Genomic DNA, 20,018 nt, shown 5'->3' with positions numbered 1-20,018 from the left:
TTGTCGCAGCAATGCAATCCTCTATCTAGGCAAAACAGCGCATTTGTTAGGTATGCCCTAACCGCATTTTCCGGAACCCGCTGTTTGGTGTAGGGTACACCACATGCGCGCTGCCGTCTATCTCCGCCAGAGTGAAGATACCCAAGGTCAACAGTGGGGTATCGAGCGCCAGCGTGAGGACGTTCTCCGCTATATCGAGGCCCGCGGCTGGACGGTCATCGACGAGTTCCCGGACAACGACGTGTCGGCGACCAAGAACAAGCCACGGCCCCAGTTCAACAAAATGCTGTCCCGGCTCGACGAGTTCGATGTCATTGTGGCCCGCCACATGGACCGACTACTGAGGAAGCTCTCCGAGTTCGTTTCCCTCCTGGAGGTGTGCGACCAGACCGGCGTTGCGATCATCACCACCGCGGACGGGATCGACACTTCCACCGATGGCGGAAGGACGGCGGCCGGCATCCTCGCCTCCGTCGCCGAGGGGGAAATGCGACGCAAGAGTGCGCGCCAGAAGTCGGCCGCAAAGCAGGCGGCGAAACAGGGAAGATGGATCGGTGGCAAGAGGCCATTCGGATACCTCGACGGAGCACTAGCGCCGCACCCCGAAGAAGCGAAACTTGTCCGCGAGGCATACCGATCGGTGCTCGCCGGCGAAAGCCTCTACTCGATCGCCAAACGGTGGAACGAGGACGGGGTCAAGACCACCGATGGCAACACCTGGGCGGGCCACACGGTAAGACAGATGTTGGTCAAGCCCCGGTATGCCGGCCTTCGGACGTACGGCGGTGACGTTGTCGGACCGGCGCAATGGGAGCCGATAGTCGACGAAGAACTGTGGCAGTCGGCGCACGCAATCCTGACAGCGCCGGGACGGCAACTCGCCCCGCCGGCAAGGAAGCATCTCCTCAGCGGCATTCTGCTTTGTGGGAAATGTTCCAAGGCGGTCGGTGCGGCTTTCAATCTTCACTATGTCTACAAGTGCAAGCACTGCGGTGGGGTGTCCCGACAGATGGCGCCAATAGACAATCTGGCGATCAAGCTCATCCTCGGGTTCATGGCCACCGATGAGGCCAAGGAGTTGCTCATTGACCGGTCCAGGGAGGACGTGGTCGAGCTTGTCGAGCGCGAGAAGGTACTCGAAGAGAAGATCAGGCAACTCGGCCTGGAGTGGGCGCGGGACTTGATGACGCCCGTACAGGTGAAGGTCGCCACCGATACGCTGACGGAAGAGTTGGGGCAGATCCGGGCACAACTGCGTCGGAGTGCGCGCGCGAGGGCGATCGAGGAACTCGTCTGCGAGAATCCCGGTCCAATCTGGGCGCGTTGGTCATTAGACCGCCGCCGGCTGGCGATCCGGGAGATCGTCGAACTCACCCTCCTGCCGGGCAGGAAGGGTATGACGTTCAAACCGGAGCACCTCGCCTACCGCTGGCTCGTCGCGGAAGATTAGCCGCAGGCGCGACTTCTTCGACTCGGACAGTGGGGGCAGGGTTGACAGGGCCTCTGCGACCCATTCATCTTCGTTCACTAATCGCGCCGTTAACGTCTAACGGCAATGTCCTACGGCATCAGGCTTCGCCCAATGCCACGCGACATCCGCCACCCGACAGGACTCCGCCACGCCTCACCCCGCGTGCCGCGCGTCTCGCCGCGGAGCGGGCTAGGGCCTCGCTAACGCTCGGTCACAAGCAGGGGCGCTTCGCACCCATCTTCTATCGCGAGAACGTACAGGGCGTTTGCAGAGACACGCCCATGCATACGACAAAATTGTTACCTAGATCACACCCAGGACCCCCCCTGGGACGCCCCGGGGTTCTACGTCGCCGGCACCAACGGGGCATCGCCGCTGTCGTGCCTGAGCTTCGCCGGCTTCGTCCACGACGCTGCGGCGGCCAGGGCGAAGATCACCAACTCGGCCCGGATGCCACACCACCAGCACGTGCAGTTGGCCGGCGAGAACAGGAACAGTACTGCCATGAACCCGTTGAGGAGCGCGAGATAGGAGCCGAGCAGGTAGATCTTGGCAGTGACCCGATTGACCGGGTTGCGATTCAGCTCGTGCAGGATCGCAATCAGGACCACGGTGAGGTAGGTCGAGGTGGCGATGAGCAGGAGCCAGTAGGGGTACATGGTTGGGCTCGGCCGATCGAACACGAGGTCGCCAAGATTCTCGCCCTCGCCCCCGCCCCAGATGAACAGCGCCACCCCCATCGGCACGAAGAACGCACCCACGGTCTGGATGTTGCGCCGTAGGAACCGCTGTCGTCCCCGATCTGTCATACGCAGTCGGAGCGTGCCCATGGCGATGAAGCCCATGATGGCCCCGATGTAGCAGATGTGCCCCAGGAGCTGTTCGACGTTCCACACTCCGGTCAGTTTGTAAAGCACGGGACTGATCCGCAGGCTTATCGGCGGTGTCATCATAAGGATGTTGATCGTAAGCAGGACAATGGAATTGGTTGCCGAACCGTCCCACTTGCTGCGCCAGGTTGCTTTCCTGACCCACAGGCACCGACCGCTCATGACCAGCGTTAGACCAAGCAATGCGTTCACGTTCACCCGACCAAGGGTTGTAGGAGTAGGCCCACCGCGACTCCCGGCCAAAGCGCGGCTGGTCAGCACTTTAAGGCACGCCCGTGCAACTTTTGGCGCGTTTTACGAAACTGGACTAACTAAAGCGCGGGCGCGTCGGGATCAAATCTCAGGCGGCGTCGGCGTCTCCTCCTCTCCATCGTGGCCACCGGAGGGTTTTCCCGCGGACCACCGGCCGCGCGTTGCCCAAGCTCAGCCAACAGGGCCTCAGTGGGGACATCTTTGAGACTCAAGGGCGCCCTGACCACGTCGCCACCCTCAGTACTGGGAAGAACTCCAGCCCGAGCCGCGGCCTCAGTGTGGTCGAGACCAAAGGCCGTCGCGAACTTGCTCACGGCTTCAGCACTGGGCCGGCCCTCCCAGCTCGGATCGAGCCAATTCCCCATAGTCCCGGGGGACACGTCGGCCCGCAGTGCGGCTGCCTTGTTGGTCAGCCCGTGCACTGCGTGAGCCACATATTCCGCCCAGCGGCGATTCGGTTGCTCGTCCTGCATGGCTGGAGCCTAACCCATTGCATTGCGCCGACGCAACGGTTTGTCTGTTAACCGACTGTGAATGTTCATCGTCGCCTATGCAGGTCAGAGTAGACGTGTAGGTCCACTAACGGTTTGATCTGGGCATGTTCCAGCGGCGTTGGCGCAATCCTCCGAAGATCGCGACACGCCGATTTCGAGGCAATGCCTTGCCCAATGCAATGCATTGCATTACCTTCATACCCACTGGGGGACAGGTTCAAACATCCGAAAGGTATGGGATCGCGAAGTGCCAACATTCATGGCTAACCCGTCAGGGTTCGACAAGGCCAAGAAACTGGGTCTGTTCAAATCAAATTCTTGTCTCGCAAAGCAGTGGGGAGTCGACCCCGCCACGGTATCCCGGGTCCTGCGCGGCCGGCAGGAACCCGGGCGGCGTGTCCTCGCCGGCTCCGTCCAGGCGTTCGGCCAGGCAATGTTCTTCGAGCTGTTCCGGGTGATCCCGTGATCACTAAACTGCTCCCCCCGTCGCTGGCGTTCTTCGGCCACCGCCGGCGCCACGTCACCCGCACCGTGCGTTACGGCAGCGCGGGCCAGCGACTCGATATCTGGCAGGGCGAGAATCAATACCCCAATGCCCCCATCCTCATCTTCGCCCCTGGCGGAGCATGGGCCAGCGGCTCCCGGATGACCTTCCAGGGGCACGCGCTGCTGGCCCGGATGGTCGAGCAGGGCTGGGTATGCCTGTCCATCGACTACCGCACCGCACCGCTGCACCGGTGGCCGAGCCAGATCGAGGACGTGTGCGACGCGATCGAATGGGCACGCACCAACGCACACCGCTTCGGCGGTGACCCCAACTTCGTCGCCATCGCCGGCGCCTCGGCGGGTGGGCACCTCGCCACCCTGGCCGGGCTTGACGGAACGCTGGTCGACGCCTGCGTGAGCATCTACGGCTCCTACGACTGGGAGAGCCGCGACTCGCTGTGGCGGACTCTGTTCATGGGGTACCTGGAGCGCGTGGTCGTCGGCAAGCGCTACACCCAGGCCCCGTGGCTGTTCGCCTCGGCCTCACCCATGGCGATGGTCAATCCGGGCGCCGCACCGATGATGATGGTCCACGGTACCCGCGATGTCTTGATCTATGTCGATGAGGCGCGGCGGTTCTTCCGCCGGCTGACCGAGGTGTCGGACAACCCCACCCGGTATCTGGAGATCGACGGCGGTGTGCACGCCTTCGATCTGCTGCACCCGGGACAGACGGTGAAAGCCAACCGGGCGATCGCTGAGTTCCTCAACGAGACATGGCGTCGGGCCGGCAGGAGGGCGGCGGCATGATCCAGTGCGTACTCCGCCTCGTTCACCGGCGGCAGGTCCGTCAAGCCAAGCAGCGTCATCCGGCCGGGAAAGGACTGTGATTGTGCCGCTCGTCAGCGTCTCGTTACGCCCCGACATGGTCGTGTTCGACACCGGCAATGATCAGAGAAAATTTCCCACAAATGGTTCTCCGTGTGCGTACGAAATAGCGCATCGGGATGGTAAAGTCATCATCGAAGTCAAGGACGGAAACCTCTTCTTCGGTTTCCCCTCTAGGGGCGATCTACCGCCCAGCATCACCGCCACCACCAGTTGGCATTTAGCTCCGGATGGAAGGCTCTATCCGGAAGTTCTTTTCGGCTTAGCAGGAATCGTCGAGATCTCCTGTCTCTAAAACTTGAATACTTGCAGTTGATCCAAAGCAGTTGCGTGCTGCCGCAGTGTCCGGGCGCATGGGAGTGGATCGACATTGATAGCCGAGCTGGGAGGCGAGAAGCCCAGCAAAATATGTGACGAGTAGATGGTATGGGCGCCCGCAAGGGAATGCCTTGACCTTGTGCTGTGCACAAGAGGAAGAACTACTCAATCTTTAGGTTGCGCACGGGATGGCCCTTGCCGCGGTTCAATTCCGCGGGTGCGCGCTAGTCGCTCGGGGTTGAGCCGGCGCCGTGGAGGGGCATGGTGTTCGGTTCCGGCTCCCCCTTGCGACTGACTTCTCCTCACGGAACTAGATGGGAGTAGTAAATGCGGTTGTCGGATCTCAATGATGAGCAGAGGCTATATCTCGCAGCATGGTTCATCTTGGCGGATGCCTCCCCGCCAAGCCCCACCGAAGAACTCCCACTAGAAGCCCAGGAGGCACTGGCTGAATTGTCGGCCTCCACCGGCAAGTATCCCCGGGCACGATTCCGTCACCACCGCGCCACCACTGGACTTGTCCACGGCCGGCGCCGTAAGGCCCGTGCAAGTAAGCCCAAGCGCTACTACGAGCTGGCGACGTGAGCGACATGATGAAAGCCGCAGAGACGCTGGAGAAGCGCATCGACCTGGTCGAGCAGTTGACCGCGGTCGACGAAACCCTTATCGACATGATCGACCAGGAGCCCACTCGGCGCCTCAGTGCCGACATGCGTAGCCTGCTCGAAAGCCGCGCGGAGATCTGCGAAGAACTCAAGACCGTGGGCTTCGAGCCCTGGCCTCAACCTATTGACGTGGCCAGCCTGACATGACCATGTGTCTGGAGGGGTACGTCATTACCCCGCACGCGATCGACCGCGCACTGGACATGGGTGTCGCCGGCGAGGAGATACGTCAGTGCCTCCTCAATCCGGACTCGGTCACCAAGTCCCGCAAGCACAAGGGGTTCAATCACCGCGCCGGCAGGATCACCTGCGGGGTGGTTCAGCATCGAGTGGTCACCGTCGTTTGGTCCTCCAAAGAGGGGTGGCGTGACGATCTAGGAGAAGGCCATGCCTACGGCGGACGAACTTACCGCGGCGATTGACCAGAGGGGCGCACCGTTGTGAACCGGTTCCTCTTCGCCGGCGTCGCCATGGCGTCAGCACTCATCCTCGCGCTCGTTATCTTTGTCGGTTGCGCCGTGCCATTCACGCTGCCGTTCATCGTCGAGTTCGCGATCGCAATTGTCATCGCCATCGCCTGGATGGCCGTAGGAATCTACCGACTACCGAAGGAAGACGAATGATCATAGTTGTGACCCCCGAACATGGGTCGCACGAGTTCGACGCTGACGAGTGGGAAACCCTCGGCGGAGAACTCGGCGACGAAGGCAACCTCTGGCTGAGCAAGAGCGGCATCGGAGTTGCCGAGTTCGCCAGAGATGCCTGGCTGTTTGTCTACGCGACCGAGGACTCGGAGCCCGAGCCGGTGCCTCGGGTGTGGAAGTCGCTGACCGAGGTGCCAGAGGGCGTGTTGGTGGCGGACAGCGATGAATCGTGCCCGTGCGAGTGGGTTCGAGACGAAACCACCGTATACGACGTGTACGGCCCCTTCACTGAGGTGCTCGACTCATGAGTGATCTTGCCGAGCGGATGGTGGACGCCGCTAAAACGCTTGAAGAGGCGAGCGCGCACTACGGGTACCCCTTCCCGCTCCATGTCCACTGGAGTGCAGACGACCTGCGCCATGAGGCCCCCCGGGTCGCCGAGGAGGAGAGGGAAGCCGCCGAGCGGGAAGCGGCTATCGAAGAGATAGCGCGAACAATCTTCAGCCGCATGTTCCCGATCGCGCACCCGGAAGACAATCCGATCACGATGGATGTATACCGAAAGATCGCCGCGGAGATCCTCGACATCGGTTACCGCAAGGACTGATCTCTGCCCTGCATATTTGGCGTTGAACCATGTGTGGGGAGCGGGACGCCCGTAGTGGGGCGAACTCGGTAGACAGGTAATAGCCCGTATGTACCCCTGTCTTAGCCGGCCGTGGAGAACGCTACTTCTCCGGTGAACCTTTAGGACGACGCTCGACCGCGCGGCCCGGTCGTGTGCCCCCAACTTCCCCGCCAAGAGGACTTGAAGCACCCTCTAAAAGCGCGATGACCCTTTAACCACAAAGTCAGCGACATCGCGCAGGCGGGGCTTAACTTTGTCAGGAGTTGACATGACTGTCACCCTTCCGGAAACCGAACTGGACCCGGTCACCAAGCAGACGATCGAAGACCTCACCGCGGCGCGCGACTTGATAGCCCGGCACGGGCTGGCCAAGAAGACATTCCGCTCGTATATCAACGCCCGCTGCTCGGGCGGCGCTATCGGTGATGCGATCGGTGGCGGTCCATATGCCTTCATTCACACCAATCGCGGTGAGCGGGCCGCAATTGCCCTTGCCACCACCCTTGGCTGGACCCGGGTCACGGAGGACCGGGATGTGGAGGCGTCTGCGGCCCGCGGCCTGATCTACGACTACAACGACGCCGACGTGACCACTCAGGCCGACGTACTCGGCCTCTTCGACACCACCATCGCACGGCTGCGCGGCGAATGACCGTTCGCGTCACCAACCAGTACTACCCGGAGTACGACGAGCGGGAGCGCCACGTCGCCGGCGACCGCAGCAGTGCGGCCATCTTCGATGACAATCACACGCTGTTGACGATCGGCGGCATGCCAGAGATCGACCTGGACCCGTATCGGCTGCGCGATCTGCGTGACGTGCTCGACGCCGCGTTGACGTTGGTCATCGATGACGGCGCATTCCTAACGGAGGCAACAAACTGACCGACTATCAGGTCCGCAGGAGTTACCAGGGCAAGATCCTTGTCGCTCCTCCCGGCGCCGAGCCCATCACCGGTGAGTGGAAGCGGGCCAAGAACGGCAAGAACTACTTCTACACCCCCCGCAAGGATGTTCAGCAATATGGCCGGGCTAGTAAGGCCGGCGAACACCTGAAGGGCGGCAGCGGGCTAGCGGACTTCAAGGCGGCCTTCGCTGCCATGGGCACGGTGATGTCCAAGTCGGTCCGCTCCCGCATCGTCACCCTGATCAACGAGTACGACGGCGACCCGTACTACAAGGGTCGCGACGGCGGATCGGAACCCGGCAAGGACCGGCTGATGGCCGCGGTCGAGGACGCCTGCGAGATCGCCGGCGCCAACAACGCCTCCGAGATGGGCACCGAGTTCCACAAGTACTGGGAGATGCGCAACCGCGGCGAGAAGCCGCTCATTGTGCAGGACCATCTCGCGGGACCGCTGGAGACGTACTGCGCCGCGACCGAGCCGATCCGCTTCCTCGACAGTGAAGTCCTGATCATCAACGACGAGCTGAAGAAGGCCGGATCGTTCGACCACTTCATGGAAATCCCGAAGGGCGCCATCGGCCCGGACGGTAAACCACTAGACGAACCTTGGCTGGTGGTGGGGGACGGCAAGACCGGCAAGTGGGACGTGAAGTATCCCGCCGGCGTGTATGCGCAGCTTGCCTCCTATGCACTGGGGTGCCGCTACGACCAGGACAAAAATGAACGCCTGCCGATCCACCCCGACCTCAACACCGACTGGGGCGTGCTCATCCACTTCCCGCTGTCGGAAGACAAGCCAGAGGTCGGCCTCTACTGGATCAACCTGGCCATAGGCCGCGAGGCCGCAATCCTGAACAACCGGATCGACGCCATGCAAAAGTACTTCGCCTCCAAAGAAGGCAAGCCAATCGAATTTGAATTGAGGGCATCATGAGTCAAGCCAACAGCACCTCCACTACGGTCAGCGGGGTCGGCGTACTGCCACTCCTGGGTGTTCTGTTCGTCGGACTGAAATTGGGCCACGTTGTCAATTGGCCCTGGCTGTGGGTGCTCCTGCCCTTCTGGGGCGGCCTTGCCCTTTCCGCAGCCATCATTGTCGTGTGCGCTGTCATCATCGGCATCGTCCATCTGCTAGAGGACTAGATGGCGGAACCCGAATGGGAGAGCGTGTCCAGTGTCGACCCCGAGGGGCTTACCCCGATCGAAGTCGAGAAGCGGCTCCTGGAGCTGACGGACACCCTCCGCGAGGCGCTAGTCGACTGGAAGACGCGCTACAAGGCCTACCGCGACACCGAGCGTGAATACGACCAGGCGTTCGCCCGGGCCAAGCTCGCCTCCCAGGAAGCCACCAACGACAAGAAGTACGACGCCGAACTGCGCACCGCCGCGGAGCGTGAAGCCAAGGACGACGCTGACGTGTTGTTCAAGTACGCCGAGCAGCGACTGCGCAGCATCCACAACGTGATCTCCGCCTGGCAGACGGTCGGCAAGAGCGTGCAGCAGGCGTACCAAAATGCCGGGAGGTTTTAAGTGGATAAGCAGACCGTGGAACTCATTAAGGCGGGGTATCGCCTGGACGGCGATATTTCTAAGCTGCTGCCTTCCATCGCAGATGGAGAGGCGGAGTTCATCATCAGGACCCGTCTCCACGCTTTGCGGGGCCAGTTGGAGTATCGAGCAGAGCATTCACCCGCCGGTATTCGCAGCACTGTTGCCGAACTGCGTCAGCTCCATGAGGCAGCTCTCGAATATGTCAACGGATGAGCCAGAGGATTGGGATGCCGGCTGCAATTGCATAGCCTGCCAATCGCCATACCACGATGCCACCGCCGCGTGCGACAATCCCGGCCGCTGGTATATCGAGACACACCTAGTCGACAACTGCGACAAGGCGGAGAACGGTACGACGAAAGCGGTCGTCTGCGTGAGCTGTTTCACCGCCCTGGTCGAGAGTGCGCAGCGGACCGTCAACTGGGGCTGGGCCGGCATTCGTAGCGCGTCTTGTCTGACGTGCAACACGCCATTGATTCGGCTCAGTAATGTGATCAAGGACGTAGCGAAGGTTTAAGGAACTGAACAAGCTTGACCCGGAGTATCGATTCGCAAAAGCAACGCGGTGGGGCAAGCCCCCAACATATCGTCCAGAACTCGGACCGTGCCTAATCTACTTGGGCGCCGACAATGGGAACGGCTATGGCCAATTTAGCTTTAACGGCAAAAACGGATATGCCCACCGGTACGCCTGGGAACGCGAACACGGCCCGATACCAAACGGCCTGACGGTCGACCATCTCTGCCGTGTGCGGTGTTGTGTCAATGTCGATCACCTTGAGCTTGTCGACGGCCCCGAAAACACGAGGCGCGGTGTGGCAGCTAGGCCGCGTGCGACGCACTGCAAACGCAACCACGAATACGCGGTAGTCGGCCGGAATGCCCAGGGCGATTGCCGCGCATGCGTCGATATTCGCCAGCGGGATAGGTGGAACCGGCAGCGGAAAAGCCCTCCGGGGGAGGACATCCGCGTACGGTACGACCAGAACCTGGTACGAGAAGTTATCGACCGGATTCGCGCAGCCGAAATAACGATTGCGCAAGGCGCTCGCGAGATCGGCTGCAACGCGAATTACCTTGGCCGACGCGCTTGGAAAGAAACCAAGGCCGCCGTAATCGAGCGCGACAAATCCTGTGTGATGTGCAGCGTGGCTGATGCCCTCGACGTACACCACCGGATCAATCGGGGGGCTGGCGGGAGTGCGCGACCCGAGATTTCGTTTGGCATGGCCAACCTAATCGCTCTATGCCGCCGCGACCACTCCTGGGTAACAGACAATACCGTTGAGGCGCGGGAGCGCGGTGGCTGGTGCCTACTGCGAACTGATTCTCCCGAGGCTTCCCCGGTGTTGTGGCACGGCGCTTGGAAGCTGCTCACTGTCGACGGAGGAATCGATGAAGCTGAAGCTACCGTTCGGGCACAGCCTGGACCGCTGGCTCATTGTCTCCCCATCCCGCAGCAGGGATGGTAAGTGGCACATCATTCCGCCAGCCTTCGACACTGCCGGCCATGCTATTCGCACCGGCAGTCCGCTACTGGGCGCCCGGTTTAACACCGGCGCAGAAGCACTGGCCGCATTCAATCGAGGACACCCGTGACAACTCTGACCTGTATGCGTGGCTACTCCGGTAGCGGCAAGTCGACCCGCGCCGCGGAGATCGCCAAGGGCATTGGAGCCGTCGTCGTTAATCGTGACTCGCTTCGATTCATGTTGCTCGGCTCCTACTGGACGGGGAAGAGGGAGGATGAGGATCGAGTTACCGTTGCCGAGGAAGCACAGGTGGAGGCTTTCCTGCGGAACGGAACGAGCGTCGTCGTGGACGCGACACACCTTCACGCTCCGTATCTGCGGAAGTGGGCGCGACTGGCAACGCGACTGGGCGTTGACTTTGGCGTAGTAGATGTAGTCACCCCTCTCGACGAGTGCAAGCGCCACGACTACTCGCGGATGCTGAAGGGTGATCGCTACGTCGGCGACAAGGTGATCGATCAGCAGGCCAAGAAGTGGCCAGTCGAGAAGTGGCCGCTGGTCACCGCCGAGCCGTTCGTCATCGAGCCAGTCGAATGGATTCCTGGCTTGCCCGAGGCGATCATCGTCGACATTGACGGCACGCTCGCGCACATGACCGGGCGTAGTCCGTACGACTACTCGCGGGTGGGTGAGGACGCTCCCGATCTGGCGATCGCAGAGCTTGTCAGGGTCGTCGGCGAATACGTGTCGATACTGATTGTCTCGGGACGCGACGACGATTGCCGAGATGTCACCGCGGACTGGCTAGAGGCCAATCTGATCGGTGGTTACGACGAACTCCACATGCGCCCGACCAAGGCGGTGGATGACCGCGGTAACAAGCTGCCCGACTACCAGGTCAAGTACGACCTGTTCAACCAGCACATCCGCGGCAAGTACAACGTCCGCTTCGTGCTCGATGACCGTACGCAAGTCGTCGAGATGTGGCGAGCGCTTGGCCTGAAGACGCTACAAGTCGAACCGGGGGATTTCTGATGCCATCGATTGTCGCGCTCAAGGCGGAGATTCTCTACCGCGATCAAGTTGTCGCGTTTATATTCGACACCTTTGTTGGCAAGGGGTCCGGGGAGGTCTACCTGGCCGCCGTCCGCGATGCCGACGAAGAGATCGAGCGAGTACTCGGATGATCAGAAAAGCCCTCCTAAGCGCCGCTCTAATTGCCGCGCTCTCCGCTTGCGGTGACCACCCCGTGCCCGCCCATGGCCACATTACCGACCGGGAGTTCACCCCGGCCGGCATGATGTGGATGCCGGGGACCATGACCTGTAGCGGCAATCCGCCGATCTGCACCACCACGCCCGGCTACCCGATCTACTGGCCTGACGAGTGGCGCGTAGAAGTCACCGACCTGAAGAACGGCAATTGGAAGGGCACGGTCGAGGTCAGTCAAGACGACTACGACCACTGCCCGATGGGGGCCTTGTGGCCTGATTGTGCCAGGGAGAAATGAAACTCATCGAAGCCGAGGGCATCGGCCATGTCCACGTCCTCGAATTGACCAGACGAAACCTTGAAGTTCTCCTCGCGAAGCTGGATGACCCGCTCAGCCAGAAGACCCTGGTGGCCCCCGGCGGGCGGATCGCGGTGAAGGCGGTCGAGAACGAAGCCCACTACGACATGCGTGAGCCGGGAACGGTGTTCATGCCAACGGCAGGGAAGTACATATGACCGTCTACTCGAAGACGAGCACCCGCGTCGAGATCGAAGCAATTCCGCTGGTGGGGGTGCGTTCGCTGGAACTGGGCGACCTGCGCAAGCTGGTTCAGGATGCCCGTGAGCTTCCCGATGACGCGGCAGTGTTCGGGGAGCTGGACAGGCTCTCCGCTTCCCCTCGGCTGATCAAGCTCAGCGTGGTCGCTGATGTCGAGGAATATCCGTACGTCCGGATTCCCTATGGCCAATCGCTCTAAGCAGAAGGGCACCGCTTATGAGTCGCTGATCCGGGACTACCTCAAGCAGGAATGGTCACCCGATATCGACCGGCTGCCCCTCTCCGGAACGCAGGACCGTGGAGACATCGCCAACTTCCGTATTGGCGAGCACCTGTTAGCGATCGAGTGCAAGAACCATAACCGATTAGATCTCGGCACCTGGACCTTCGAGGCCCAGCGAGAGGCCGCAAACTACGGCGCCCTCGCCGGCGTCGTCATCCATAAGCGAAAGGGGAAGGGTCAACCTGGCGACCAATACGTGACCCTAACCCTTCGAGACTTCCTGGACATCATTCACGCCGCAAAGGGGTAGCCGTGTTCTTCCAGCCGACCAACGACCTCCGCGGTGCAGCGTGTAAAGACCTGCCCGAAATCGACAAGCGCGCATTCTTCGCCAAGGGCAACGCCTACAAGCGGGCCAAGAAGATCTGCGGGGGCTGCCCGGTGCAGACGGCCTGCCTGGCGGAGTGCCTGGAGCTTGAGGACCCGGCCCATCGCTACGGCATCTGGGGGAACACGACCGCGCGAGAGCGGACCCGGCTGTACGGCGGTGCGACCATGGCGGAGAGCGCATGAGCGACGAGCAGTGGCACCGCATACCGATACTGCCTGAGAGGTTTGAGGCGACTCGCGACGGCGAGATCCGCACCCGCACGTACGAGATCGAGCATCAGTGGCGCGACCAACTGCGTCGGCGTACCGTCCCCGGGCGCATCCTCAAGCAGAGGTTCGCTGCCACACATCCCCGGGCACCCAAGCAGATGATTGTGGGCATTTCCTTCGGCGGGTCGCGCGCCAAGGAGAACAAGTATCAGATGCGAGTTGCCTACCTGGTGGCCGCAACCTTCCACGGACTGCCGTTTGATCGATTCGACATCGCCGACGTGCACAGGTGGAAGCTGCGATTCAAGGATGGCGATGTGACCAACTGCGCTGCGGACAACCTCGAATGGGTACTGAATTGCGTGGACACCGGGGACGGTCAGCAGGCCAGGTACGAACACAATCTTGAGCAGTGGCGATCCTCGGACCCCGCTGCCACATTGTCGAGACTGTTTGAGGGGGCAGCGGCATGAGCGGTGGCTACGACATGGCCATCTACAAGAGGACCGAAGACGGCCACTACAAGCGCGCGAGCGGGCTCACGTTTGTGGAATTTCACTTCGACGATGACAATGTGCTGCGGCCGGTCGCAGACCCAGGCTTCTCCATCCAGGAGAAGTTCCGCAACCACGAGCTGTTCATCGGCTGGCATCGGGGCGGAAGGCTGCTTAGCCTACAGCCGGTCGAACAGGCGGGCCATAAGTGGTGGCTCAACAAGCTCGACGGCGTAACCGTCCTCGGCTTGAAAATGACCGTGCACGTGGGTGCCGCAGTTGGATGACCCGCACCACCGCTGCCGCAGCCTGGACCGCTGCGTCGGGATAACGCCAGACGGTTCCGCCATCACGTCGAAGCCGGCCACGATCTGCAACGGCTGTGTGAAGCAACTCCAGGACTATCTGGAACAGCTCCCCGTCATCCGTGACGCACTGCGGTCGTTCCTCGGCGTTTCCCCGACGACAAGTCAGGGCTCGAAAGTCAACTCCACCCCGGAGCCGTCCGTACCCATCAACCTGCGGGCGCTTGACTTGATGGACGAGATCGACGAGGTAGTCCGCCGGGCTGGCAACGTTGCAGTGGCGGACTTGATCAATCGGCCGGCGGAGAAGTTCACCCTGTGGCGCCGCGGCAGAATGCGCGAGACCTACCTCGACGGAGTGGAGCGGGCTCTCTACATCCGTGCGTGCTGGCGCAAGGCCGATCAGATCATCGGCCTGTCCCGCACGTGGCAGCGACGCCACATTCCCTGCCCGAAATGTTCACTACCCACGCTTGGCCAGTGGTCGGGCGAGGACGCGATTCATTGCAGTAACGCGGACTGCGCCATCTCGTTTCCGCGCAACGATTACGACAAGCTCGTCCTCGATGAGCACAGGAAAGGTAAGAAGTAGATGCCCGAATGGGAAACTGTGTCGGCCCCGAGTTCAGTCGCCTTCATTGGCTGGGGAACTCAGGAGGGTCAACACGTCACTGGCAAGGTGATCCATGTTGGCACCGGTCAGAAGATGAACAACGCCGGCCCTTGCCCGGAGTTGGCGATTGAGCTGACAGAGCCGGCCGCGTCCTTCACGAAGGGGCAGCGCACCAACTACGACGCCGGAACGGTTGTCACCTTGACGGCCGCCCAGTACCAACTGGAGCGCGACATCATCGAGGCCAACCTGAAGCGCGGCGACCTGGTCAAGGTCACGTTGACTGGTGTCTCCAACACTCGCAATGGCAACACGGTGAAGAACTTCGAGGTCAAGGTTGCCCGTGGCGTAGGTGCGCCGGCCGAGCCTCAGCAGCAGTTCAACCAATCGCCCGCCCAGCAGCAGGGCTTCAGCGGCGGAGGGTTCTCCGAGGAACGCCCCTTCTAGTGGCGAAGCACACCGTCCAGATCAACTACCGGTCGGGCAAGTCAATGGTCGTTTCGTGCGAGTCCTTCAAGTTCAAGTACAACGGCTCGGGTCTGACCTCCGCCGAATGGGAGGGCATGAACCCCGACCCGCTCTATCTGAACCTCGACGACATCGAATCCATCTGGCAGTTCCACTAAACGGAAGGGCAGTCCGATGTTCTACTCGACCTGTTCGGACTGCGCCGGCGTCATGGAGGTCACCTTCGTGGGCCAAACGTCTCACCCGACGTGCAAGCCCACGGAGGTGTTCACCCTAACTCAGCAGTGGTGTGACGCCGCTCAGCGTGACGACGTAACCGAGGCTAATCGACTCCAGGCGGAGATCGACAAGCACGACCGTCCCGCCAAGCTGGGTCCGTCCGCCCTCTGGTACGCCAAACAGGGCTGGCCGGTCTTCCCGCTCGCACCCGTTGGCTACACCGATCCGAGGCGGCCCGACTTCCTCGGTGATGGCAAGAAGCCCTACCCGCACACCCGCGGTTTCAAGGACGCAACATTGGACCCAGACCAGGTCCGTAGATGGTGGACCGATATGCCCGACTCCAACATCGGTCTGGCCACGGGAGTGATGTTCGACGTGATCGACATCGACGGACCGACCGGGGTGGCATCACTGGCCCAACTTGGACCCGATGCATTGCCAGATGTCCACGGCAAGGTGGACACCCCAAGAGGGACTCATTACTACGTCTCGCCCACGGGCGACGGCAACCGCGCGGGTGTTAAGCCGGGCATCGACTACCGCGGCGCCGGCGGTTACGTGTGCGCCCCGCCATCGGCGATCGGCGATCGGCGTTACTCGTGGCTCATCCAACCCTCACCCGAGATCAGGAAGTCCGCATGACCGTCCACCTCCGCTTACACACCCCCAACGGCTACCTCAAAGGTGTGGGCGATTCGTTCACCTTCCCTGGCGGCGAGCACCATCTGCGCGACCTGCCGAGCGTGGGAGCCGCGGCAGTGTGGGTGGCCGATGTCCGCGGGGCAAGTGCCGATGATCTCGTCAAGGCGGCACTGTGGGCCAACGTCGCCCACCAGCGGCAGATGCCGTTCGTTCTGATGCTGCCCTACTTGCCGGCCGCCCGGGCTGACCGCGGCGAGCCGGAAGGCGCCAGAGTGTATGCGGAGCTGATCAACTCCATGAACCCGCAGCAGGTTATCGGCATCGATGCACACTCGCCGATGATTGGTCGCTACCTGCGAAACCTGACGCAGCTAGATCCGTTCCCCCTGCTGCTACGAGCGCTACAGGACGCCGATCACCGGGAGCGGTACGACGGTGTGATCTCACCTGACAAGGGTGCCGCTCAGCGCGCCTACACGGCGGCCCACGAGCTGGGGCTCGATTTCTACCGCGCGGAGAAGGTCCGCGAGTTCGATACCGGGAAGATCCTCGGCATCGAGATGAAAGACCACCTCCCGCGGCACGGTCGCTACCTGGTGGTCGACGACATCTGCGACGGCGGCGGGACGTTCATGGGCCTGGCAAAAGAGACCGGCCTGCATCGCGACCAGCTCGGCCTATGGGTGACGCACGGGATCTTTTCCGGTCGCGCCTATGACCTGCGCGAGCACTACCGGCACATCTACACCACCGACTCCCACCCCGGGCACAACAGGGTGGGCGTGGCCACGGTGATCGTGCCGACCGAAACGTACATGCTTCAACACGTGAAGGACTTCAGTGAACACGCTCTACGAGCCAGTTGCCCCCCTGTTTCGCACTGACGCCTACAAGCTGGACCATCTTCGGCAATACCAACTGAGCGGCAACGTCACCCGCGTCTACTCCAACTACACCAACCGCAAGTCGCGCATACCCGGCGTCAACCACGTGGTCCACTTCGGATTGCAGGCCTACCTCCGCAAGTACCTGATGGAGGAGTGGGAGCCGTTCTTCGAGTCGGATGTGGACGAGGTGTGCGACCTCTACGAGGGGCGCATCGCGCAGGTGCTCGGTATCCCGGCCGCCGAGTCGATCGGTTCGGAGCACGTTCGGGAGCTATGGAAGCTGGGGTACCTGCCCCTGCGGTTCTGCTCGATCCCCGAGGGCACGCCGGTTCCGATCGGCATCCCGTCCTTCACGGTGGAGAACACCGACCCGCGGTTCTTCTGGCTGACAAACTTCGTCGAGACCGGGCTGTCGGCCGGCATCTGGCAGGCGTCCACCTCGGCGACGATCGCCCGTGAGTATCGCAAGATCCTGGAGGAGGCGGCCAAGCTGACCGGCGCCGCCCCTTCGGCCGTGAACTACCAGTGCCACGACTTCTCCTACCGGGGGATGTCTTCGCACGAGTCCGCCGCGGCGTCGGGCGCCGGCCACCTGCTGTCATTCTTCGGCACCGACTCCCTGGTCTCCCTGGACTGGATCGACCGCTACTACGGCGGGTTCTACTCCGCCCAGTCGGTCCCGGCCACCGAGCACTCGGTCATGTGCACCGGAATCGCCACCGTGGGGGAGCTGGAGACGATCAACCGTCTGCTGGACCTGTACCCCAAGGGGACGGTCTCGATCGTGTCCGACACGTTCGACCTGTGGCGTGTGCTGGCCACCTACCTGCCGGCGCTGAAGAACAAGATCCTCACACGTGAGGGCAAGCTGGTGATCCGCCCCGACTCGGGCGACCCGGAGAAGATCCTCTGTGGTAACCCGCAGGCGCCATACATGTCCCACGAGTGGTGGGGCGTGCTGAACCTGCTCTACAACACCTTCGGCGGGCACAAGAACGCCCGAGGCTTCATCGAACTGGACTCGCACGTCGGCGCCATCTACGGCGACTCGATCACGCTCGACCGCGCCCGCTCGATCACCGAGAGGATGCGGCAACTGTGCTACGCCTCGACCAACGTGGTGTTCGGCGTGGGCTCGTTCAGCTACCAGTACCAGACCCGCGACACGTTCGGTTCGGCGATGAAAGCCACCTGGGCGGAGGTCGACGGCGAGGGCGTGAACCTCAAGAAGGACCCGATCACCGATGACGGCACCAAGACGAGTGCTACCGGCCGGCTCGCGGTAGGACGCCGGGCGAATGCCTTTGGCGGGGGCCTCGTCCTGGTTCAGGAGGCCGGCGAGTCTGCGGAACGACGAAGCCTGCTCCAGCCCGTCTGGCAGGACGGCCAGTTCCTGAGCTGGCAGACATTCGAGGACGTGCAGCGCGTACTGGAGGAGGGACTTGACTACCGGCTTCCTTCAGCGCGTTGAACAGCCCAAGCCCGAGCCCAGGAAGATCGCCAACCCGGTCGCCCCGAACAACGCCTACGCCGCGGCAGCCCTCCAGTTAGAGGCGCGCAATGTGGAGGTGGCCCCGGAAGGGGTGCGCAATCACACCCTGAACGTAGCAGCGTTCAATATGGGGGGCCTGATTAACGCCGGGGCCATCGACAAACATACCGTCGAGGACACTCTCACACTAGCCGCCCGCAATGCCGGCCTGGACGACCATGAGATCGAGGCCACCATTCGTTCGGGCTTCGCCGGGGCCGATGCGAAGGTCGGCGCCCGCATGGTCCCTGAGCGCGCCGCTACGCCCTCGCCGGTGTCATCTATCGGGGGAGGTCCCCAGCGGCCAGTGGAAGGCGATTCCGCTCCAGCAATCGATGTCTGGGGAAACTTCCCTCCCGTTGACGGCGCGGAGTGGATGTTCGGTGCCGACGATCGCAGCGTGATCGTGTGGGGCGACGGCGATGACATCCTCTGGGCCGAGGGCGAGGCACTGATGATCGCCGGCGGTATGGGGCTGGGTAAGACCACCCTCGCCGGGATGCTCGTCCGCGGACAGCTCGGGCTCGACAGCACGGTCCTCGGTCTGCCTATCGCCTGCTCCGAGAGACCCATCCTGTACCTGGCGATGGACCGCCCACGACAGATCCGCCGCTCGATGAGACGGCAGTTCGATGCCGAGGAGATGGCAGGAGTTACGGGCCGGCTACTGTTCCGCCCCGGTCCGCCCATCTCCGACCTGGCAGTGGACCCATCCCTGCTGGCAAGGATGGCGCTGGAGGCTGGCGCCGGCACGGTGTACGTGGACTCGCTCAAGGACGCGGTGGTGGGGCTGTCCGAGGACGCCACGGCCGCGGCCTACAACCGGGCCAGACAAGCACTGCTGGCACGCGGCGTGCAGATCTGCGAGCTGCACCACAACAGGAAGGCCAACCCGCAGAACGGACCGGTCGGGATCAACGACGTGTTCGGCTCGACGTGGCTGACCTCTGGGGCCGGCTCGGTCATTCAGTTGACCGGCGACCCGGGTGATCTGGTGGTGAGGTTCCACCACGTCAAGCAGCCCGCCAACGAGGTGGGTCCCTGGCATCTCCACTACTTCCCCGAGGAGGGGCGGATGGAGGTGGTGAAGTTCGACTTCACGAAAGCGGTCAACGGCGCCGGCCCGGACGGGCTGACCGCCAAGGAGGCTGCCAAGCAGTTGTACGACACCCCCCGCCCCACTGATGCGCAGTGCAAGAAGGCGCAGCGGCAGCTCGACAAGCTCGTCAAGCGAGGGGTCTTGACGAAAGTCGACGGGCACCGTGGCGGACAGGGCGGAAGCGTTCCTACGGCGTGGTTCCTGGCCCAAATATCGGAGCCAAAGATAAACGAAAACCTGCTCTGATCTGCAATTTTTTCCCCCAGGATTTGCCCGGGAAAACCTTTCCTTAGCGAAGGTAACGAGTTCGGAACACGTTTCCGCAGCTCACCAGGCGTTCCAGGGGATAGAAGCTAACCATTAAAGGCAAAGACGAAAACCACCCCCTCCGAAGGAGGGGTGGTTTCACTGCCTTAAAGTGAAGAAGGGGACGCGAAATCGAGTCCTGTGTCTATCGGGGGCGCGAGGTGCCGCCGTGCGGCAGGGAAGCGAGCTTC

The 20,018-nt window shown here is 62.2% G+C and carries 33 protein-coding genes; 32 read left to right on the top strand and 1 reads right to left on the bottom strand.

The genetic code is table 11. The annotated features are described in order from the left end of the window. Nucleotides 1-103: 103 nt before the first annotated feature. Nucleotides 104-1,450 carry a recombinase family protein gene (locus tag A5747_RS13155; protein WP_076124845.1) on the top strand — a complete coding sequence of 449 codons (1,347 nt, stop codon included), beginning with the start codon at nucleotides 104-106 and terminating at the stop codon, nucleotides 1,448-1,450. Nucleotides 1,451-1,815: 365 nt separating this feature from the next. Here A5747_RS13155 and A5747_RS13150 read toward each other — a convergent pair whose 3' ends face one another. Continuing rightward, entirely contained in the window at nucleotides 1,816-2,559 is a 744-nt protein-coding gene (locus tag A5747_RS13150; protein WP_142245570.1) for a hypothetical protein, read from the bottom strand. Between the two features lie 807 nt (nucleotides 2,560-3,366). Here A5747_RS13150 and A5747_RS24855 point away from each other — a divergent pair. The 31 genes from A5747_RS24855 to A5747_RS13000 all read left to right on the top strand — a co-directional run bounded on the left by A5747_RS24855 (nucleotide 3,367) and on the right by A5747_RS13000 (nucleotide 19,767). Continuing rightward, the gene (locus tag A5747_RS24855; protein ID WP_076124840.1) at nucleotides 3,367-3,573 is read left to right on the top strand and encodes a hypothetical protein; all 207 of its coding nucleotides are present in this window, start codon (nucleotides 3,367-3,369) and stop codon (nucleotides 3,571-3,573) included. Continuing rightward, nucleotides 3,570-4,403 (top strand): alpha/beta hydrolase, encoded by an 834-nt coding sequence (locus A5747_RS13135; RefSeq protein WP_076124838.1) that lies wholly within the window; start codon nucleotides 3,570-3,572, stop codon nucleotides 4,401-4,403. The genes A5747_RS24855 and A5747_RS13135 overlap by 4 nt, the downstream gene beginning before the upstream one ends. A gap of 82 nt (nucleotides 4,404-4,485) precedes the next feature. Continuing rightward, nucleotides 4,486-4,776, top strand: a complete 291-nt coding sequence (locus A5747_RS24850; protein WP_142245568.1) for a hypothetical protein — start codon at nucleotides 4,486-4,488, stop codon at nucleotides 4,774-4,776. A gap of 604 nt (nucleotides 4,777-5,380) precedes the next feature. Further along, nucleotides 5,381-5,611 carry a hypothetical protein gene (locus A5747_RS13130; protein ID WP_076124836.1) on the top strand — a complete coding sequence of 77 codons (231 nt, stop codon included), beginning with the start codon at nucleotides 5,381-5,383 and terminating at the stop codon, nucleotides 5,609-5,611. After that, nucleotides 5,608-5,886 carry a hypothetical protein gene (locus tag A5747_RS13125; protein WP_076124834.1) on the top strand — a complete coding sequence of 93 codons (279 nt, stop codon included), beginning with the start codon at nucleotides 5,608-5,610 and terminating at the stop codon, nucleotides 5,884-5,886. Before A5747_RS13130 ends, A5747_RS13125 begins: the two co-directional genes overlap by 4 nt. 18 nt (nucleotides 5,887-5,904) lie before the next feature. Then, entirely contained in the window at nucleotides 5,905-6,087 is a 183-nt protein-coding gene (locus tag A5747_RS13120) for a hypothetical protein (protein WP_076124832.1), read from the top strand. Next, nucleotides 6,084-6,416, top strand: a complete 333-nt coding sequence (locus A5747_RS13115) for a hypothetical protein (protein ID WP_076124830.1) — start codon at nucleotides 6,084-6,086, stop codon at nucleotides 6,414-6,416. The genes A5747_RS13120 and A5747_RS13115 overlap by 4 nt, the downstream gene beginning before the upstream one ends. Continuing rightward, entirely contained in the window at nucleotides 6,413-6,715 is a 303-nt protein-coding gene (locus A5747_RS13110) for a hypothetical protein (protein WP_076124828.1), read from the top strand. The genes A5747_RS13115 and A5747_RS13110 overlap by 4 nt, the downstream gene beginning before the upstream one ends. A 289-nt stretch (nucleotides 6,716-7,004) precedes the next feature. Next, nucleotides 7,005-7,388, top strand: a complete 384-nt coding sequence (locus tag A5747_RS13105; RefSeq protein ID WP_076124826.1) for a hypothetical protein — start codon at nucleotides 7,005-7,007, stop codon at nucleotides 7,386-7,388. Further along, nucleotides 7,385-7,621 carry a hypothetical protein gene (locus A5747_RS13100; RefSeq protein ID WP_076124824.1) on the top strand — a complete coding sequence of 79 codons (237 nt, stop codon included), beginning with the start codon at nucleotides 7,385-7,387 and terminating at the stop codon, nucleotides 7,619-7,621. The genes A5747_RS13105 and A5747_RS13100 overlap by 4 nt, the downstream gene beginning before the upstream one ends. 215 nt (nucleotides 7,622-7,836) lie before the next feature. Continuing rightward, nucleotides 7,837-8,577: a hypothetical protein gene (locus A5747_RS13095; RefSeq protein WP_198938185.1), complete on the top strand. Its 741-nt coding sequence runs from the start codon at nucleotides 7,837-7,839 to the stop codon at nucleotides 8,575-8,577. Further along, nucleotides 8,574-8,786: a hypothetical protein gene (locus tag A5747_RS13090; RefSeq protein WP_076124820.1), complete on the top strand. Its 213-nt coding sequence runs from the start codon at nucleotides 8,574-8,576 to the stop codon at nucleotides 8,784-8,786. Before A5747_RS13095 ends, A5747_RS13090 begins: the two co-directional genes overlap by 4 nt. Next, nucleotides 8,787-9,173, top strand: coding sequence for a hypothetical protein (locus A5747_RS13085; RefSeq protein WP_076124818.1), 387 nt, complete (start codon nucleotides 8,787-8,789; stop codon nucleotides 9,171-9,173). After that, complete coding sequence (locus A5747_RS24845) at nucleotides 9,174-9,407, top strand: hypothetical protein (protein WP_142245567.1); 234 nt, start codon at nucleotides 9,174-9,176, stop codon at nucleotides 9,405-9,407. It abuts the gene before it with no gap. A gap of 404 nt (nucleotides 9,408-9,811) precedes the next feature. After that, nucleotides 9,812-10,666, top strand: coding sequence for an HNH endonuclease (locus A5747_RS25775; protein WP_076124814.1), 855 nt, complete (start codon nucleotides 9,812-9,814; stop codon nucleotides 10,664-10,666). Between the two features lie 141 nt (nucleotides 10,667-10,807). After that, nucleotides 10,808-11,701 (top strand): AAA family ATPase, encoded by an 894-nt coding sequence (locus tag A5747_RS13070; RefSeq protein ID WP_198938184.1) that lies wholly within the window; start codon nucleotides 10,808-10,810, stop codon nucleotides 11,699-11,701. Continuing rightward, on the top strand, nucleotides 11,701-11,853 hold the full coding sequence (locus A5747_RS25100) for a hypothetical protein (RefSeq protein WP_158070271.1): 153 nt from the start codon (nucleotides 11,701-11,703) through the stop codon (nucleotides 11,851-11,853). Before A5747_RS13070 ends, A5747_RS25100 begins: the two co-directional genes overlap by 1 nt. Then, nucleotides 11,850-12,176, top strand: coding sequence for a hypothetical protein (locus A5747_RS13065; RefSeq protein WP_076124811.1), 327 nt, complete (start codon nucleotides 11,850-11,852; stop codon nucleotides 12,174-12,176). Before A5747_RS25100 ends, A5747_RS13065 begins: the two co-directional genes overlap by 4 nt. After that, complete coding sequence (locus A5747_RS13060; protein WP_076124809.1) at nucleotides 12,173-12,394, top strand: hypothetical protein; 222 nt, start codon at nucleotides 12,173-12,175, stop codon at nucleotides 12,392-12,394. Before A5747_RS13065 ends, A5747_RS13060 begins: the two co-directional genes overlap by 4 nt. Beyond that, nucleotides 12,391-12,636 carry a hypothetical protein gene (locus A5747_RS13055; protein WP_076124807.1) on the top strand — a complete coding sequence of 82 codons (246 nt, stop codon included), beginning with the start codon at nucleotides 12,391-12,393 and terminating at the stop codon, nucleotides 12,634-12,636. Before A5747_RS13060 ends, A5747_RS13055 begins: the two co-directional genes overlap by 4 nt. Further along, a complete protein-coding gene (locus A5747_RS13050) occupies nucleotides 12,620-12,970 on the top strand; it encodes a hypothetical protein (protein WP_076124806.1) in 351 nt (116 codons plus the stop codon). Before A5747_RS13055 ends, A5747_RS13050 begins: the two co-directional genes overlap by 17 nt. A gap of 2 nt (nucleotides 12,971-12,972) precedes the next feature. Next, nucleotides 12,973-13,233, top strand: a complete 261-nt coding sequence (locus A5747_RS13045; RefSeq protein WP_076124804.1) for a WhiB family transcriptional regulator — start codon at nucleotides 12,973-12,975, stop codon at nucleotides 13,231-13,233. After that, on the top strand, nucleotides 13,230-13,733 hold the full coding sequence (locus tag A5747_RS13040; protein WP_076124802.1) for a hypothetical protein: 504 nt from the start codon (nucleotides 13,230-13,232) through the stop codon (nucleotides 13,731-13,733). Before A5747_RS13045 ends, A5747_RS13040 begins: the two co-directional genes overlap by 4 nt. After that, a complete protein-coding gene (locus A5747_RS13035; protein WP_076124800.1) occupies nucleotides 13,730-14,041 on the top strand; it encodes a hypothetical protein in 312 nt (103 codons plus the stop codon). The genes A5747_RS13040 and A5747_RS13035 overlap by 4 nt, the downstream gene beginning before the upstream one ends. Beyond that, a complete protein-coding gene (locus A5747_RS13030) occupies nucleotides 14,025-14,651 on the top strand; it encodes a hypothetical protein (RefSeq protein WP_142245566.1) in 627 nt (208 codons plus the stop codon). Before A5747_RS13035 ends, A5747_RS13030 begins: the two co-directional genes overlap by 17 nt. Next, nucleotides 14,652-15,119 (top strand): hypothetical protein, encoded by a 468-nt coding sequence (locus A5747_RS13025; protein ID WP_076124799.1) that lies wholly within the window; start codon nucleotides 14,652-14,654, stop codon nucleotides 15,117-15,119. Beyond that, nucleotides 15,119-15,298, top strand: a complete 180-nt coding sequence (locus A5747_RS13020; RefSeq protein ID WP_076124797.1) for a hypothetical protein — start codon at nucleotides 15,119-15,121, stop codon at nucleotides 15,296-15,298. Before A5747_RS13025 ends, A5747_RS13020 begins: the two co-directional genes overlap by 1 nt. A 16-nt stretch (nucleotides 15,299-15,314) precedes the next feature. After that, complete coding sequence (locus A5747_RS13015; protein ID WP_233148035.1) at nucleotides 15,315-16,004, top strand: bifunctional DNA primase/polymerase; 690 nt, start codon at nucleotides 15,315-15,317, stop codon at nucleotides 16,002-16,004. Beyond that, a complete protein-coding gene (locus A5747_RS13010) occupies nucleotides 16,001-16,888 on the top strand; it encodes a hypothetical protein (RefSeq protein ID WP_076124795.1) in 888 nt (295 codons plus the stop codon). The genes A5747_RS13015 and A5747_RS13010 overlap by 4 nt, the downstream gene beginning before the upstream one ends. Next, complete coding sequence (locus A5747_RS13005) at nucleotides 16,845-18,362, top strand: nicotinate phosphoribosyltransferase (protein WP_076124793.1); 1,518 nt, start codon at nucleotides 16,845-16,847, stop codon at nucleotides 18,360-18,362. Before A5747_RS13010 ends, A5747_RS13005 begins: the two co-directional genes overlap by 44 nt. Beyond that, on the top strand, nucleotides 18,334-19,767 hold the full coding sequence (locus A5747_RS13000) for an AAA family ATPase (RefSeq protein ID WP_076124792.1): 1,434 nt from the start codon (nucleotides 18,334-18,336) through the stop codon (nucleotides 19,765-19,767). Before A5747_RS13005 ends, A5747_RS13000 begins: the two co-directional genes overlap by 29 nt. Nucleotides 19,768-20,018 lie beyond the last annotated feature (251 nt).

The sequence above is a fragment of the Mycobacterium sp. IS-836 genome (assembly GCF_001954275.1).
Classification (GTDB): Bacteria; Actinomycetota; Actinomycetes; order Mycobacteriales; family Mycobacteriaceae; genus Mycobacterium.
This window is presented reverse-complemented; position numbering and strand designations above follow the sequence as displayed.

What these genes read in the sequence shown, in the direction of transcription:
- A5747_RS13015 (WP_233148035.1), top strand. Translation starts at nt 15,315, where the DNA reads ATGTTCTACTCGACCTGTTCGGACTGCGCCGGCGTCATGGAGGTCACC.
- A5747_RS13115 (WP_076124830.1), top strand. Translation starts at nt 6,084, where the DNA reads ATGATCATAGTTGTGACCCCCGAACATGGGTCGCACGAGTTCGACGCT.
- A5747_RS13060 (WP_076124809.1), top strand. Translation starts at nt 12,173, where the DNA reads ATGAAACTCATCGAAGCCGAGGGCATCGGCCATGTCCACGTCCTCGAA.
- A5747_RS13010 (WP_076124795.1), top strand. Translation starts at nt 16,001, where the DNA reads ATGACCGTCCACCTCCGCTTACACACCCCCAACGGCTACCTCAAAGGT.
- A5747_RS13100 (WP_076124824.1), top strand. Translation starts at nt 7,385, where the DNA reads ATGACCGTTCGCGTCACCAACCAGTACTACCCGGAGTACGACGAGCGG.
- A5747_RS13105 (WP_076124826.1), top strand. Translation starts at nt 7,005, where the DNA reads ATGACTGTCACCCTTCCGGAAACCGAACTGGACCCGGTCACCAAGCAG.
- A5747_RS13125 (WP_076124834.1), top strand. Translation starts at nt 5,608, where the DNA reads ATGACCATGTGTCTGGAGGGGTACGTCATTACCCCGCACGCGATCGAC.
- A5747_RS13070 (WP_198938184.1), top strand. Translation starts at nt 10,808, where the DNA reads ATGCGTGGCTACTCCGGTAGCGGCAAGTCGACCCGCGCCGCGGAGATC.
- A5747_RS13040 (WP_076124802.1), top strand. Translation starts at nt 13,230, where the DNA reads ATGAGCGACGAGCAGTGGCACCGCATACCGATACTGCCTGAGAGGTTT.
- A5747_RS13055 (WP_076124807.1), top strand. Translation starts at nt 12,391, where the DNA reads ATGACCGTCTACTCGAAGACGAGCACCCGCGTCGAGATCGAAGCAATT.
- A5747_RS13155 (WP_076124845.1), top strand. Translation starts at nt 104, where the DNA reads ATGCGCGCTGCCGTCTATCTCCGCCAGAGTGAAGATACCCAAGGTCAA.
- A5747_RS13025 (WP_076124799.1), top strand. Translation starts at nt 14,652, where the DNA reads ATGCCCGAATGGGAAACTGTGTCGGCCCCGAGTTCAGTCGCCTTCATT.
- A5747_RS13050 (WP_076124806.1), top strand. Translation starts at nt 12,620, where the DNA reads ATGGCCAATCGCTCTAAGCAGAAGGGCACCGCTTATGAGTCGCTGATC.
- A5747_RS13035 (WP_076124800.1), top strand. Translation starts at nt 13,730, where the DNA reads ATGAGCGGTGGCTACGACATGGCCATCTACAAGAGGACCGAAGACGGC.
- A5747_RS25100 (WP_158070271.1), top strand. Translation starts at nt 11,701, where the DNA reads ATGCCATCGATTGTCGCGCTCAAGGCGGAGATTCTCTACCGCGATCAA.
- A5747_RS13095 (WP_198938185.1), top strand. Translation starts at nt 7,837, where the DNA reads ATGGGCACGGTGATGTCCAAGTCGGTCCGCTCCCGCATCGTCACCCTG.
- A5747_RS13085 (WP_076124818.1), top strand. Translation starts at nt 8,787, where the DNA reads ATGGCGGAACCCGAATGGGAGAGCGTGTCCAGTGTCGACCCCGAGGGG.
- A5747_RS13090 (WP_076124820.1), top strand. Translation starts at nt 8,574, where the DNA reads ATGAGTCAAGCCAACAGCACCTCCACTACGGTCAGCGGGGTCGGCGTA.
- A5747_RS13065 (WP_076124811.1), top strand. Translation starts at nt 11,850, where the DNA reads ATGATCAGAAAAGCCCTCCTAAGCGCCGCTCTAATTGCCGCGCTCTCC.
- A5747_RS24855 (WP_076124840.1), top strand. Translation starts at nt 3,367, where the DNA reads ATGGCTAACCCGTCAGGGTTCGACAAGGCCAAGAAACTGGGTCTGTTC.
- A5747_RS13110 (WP_076124828.1), top strand. Translation starts at nt 6,413, where the DNA reads ATGAGTGATCTTGCCGAGCGGATGGTGGACGCCGCTAAAACGCTTGAA.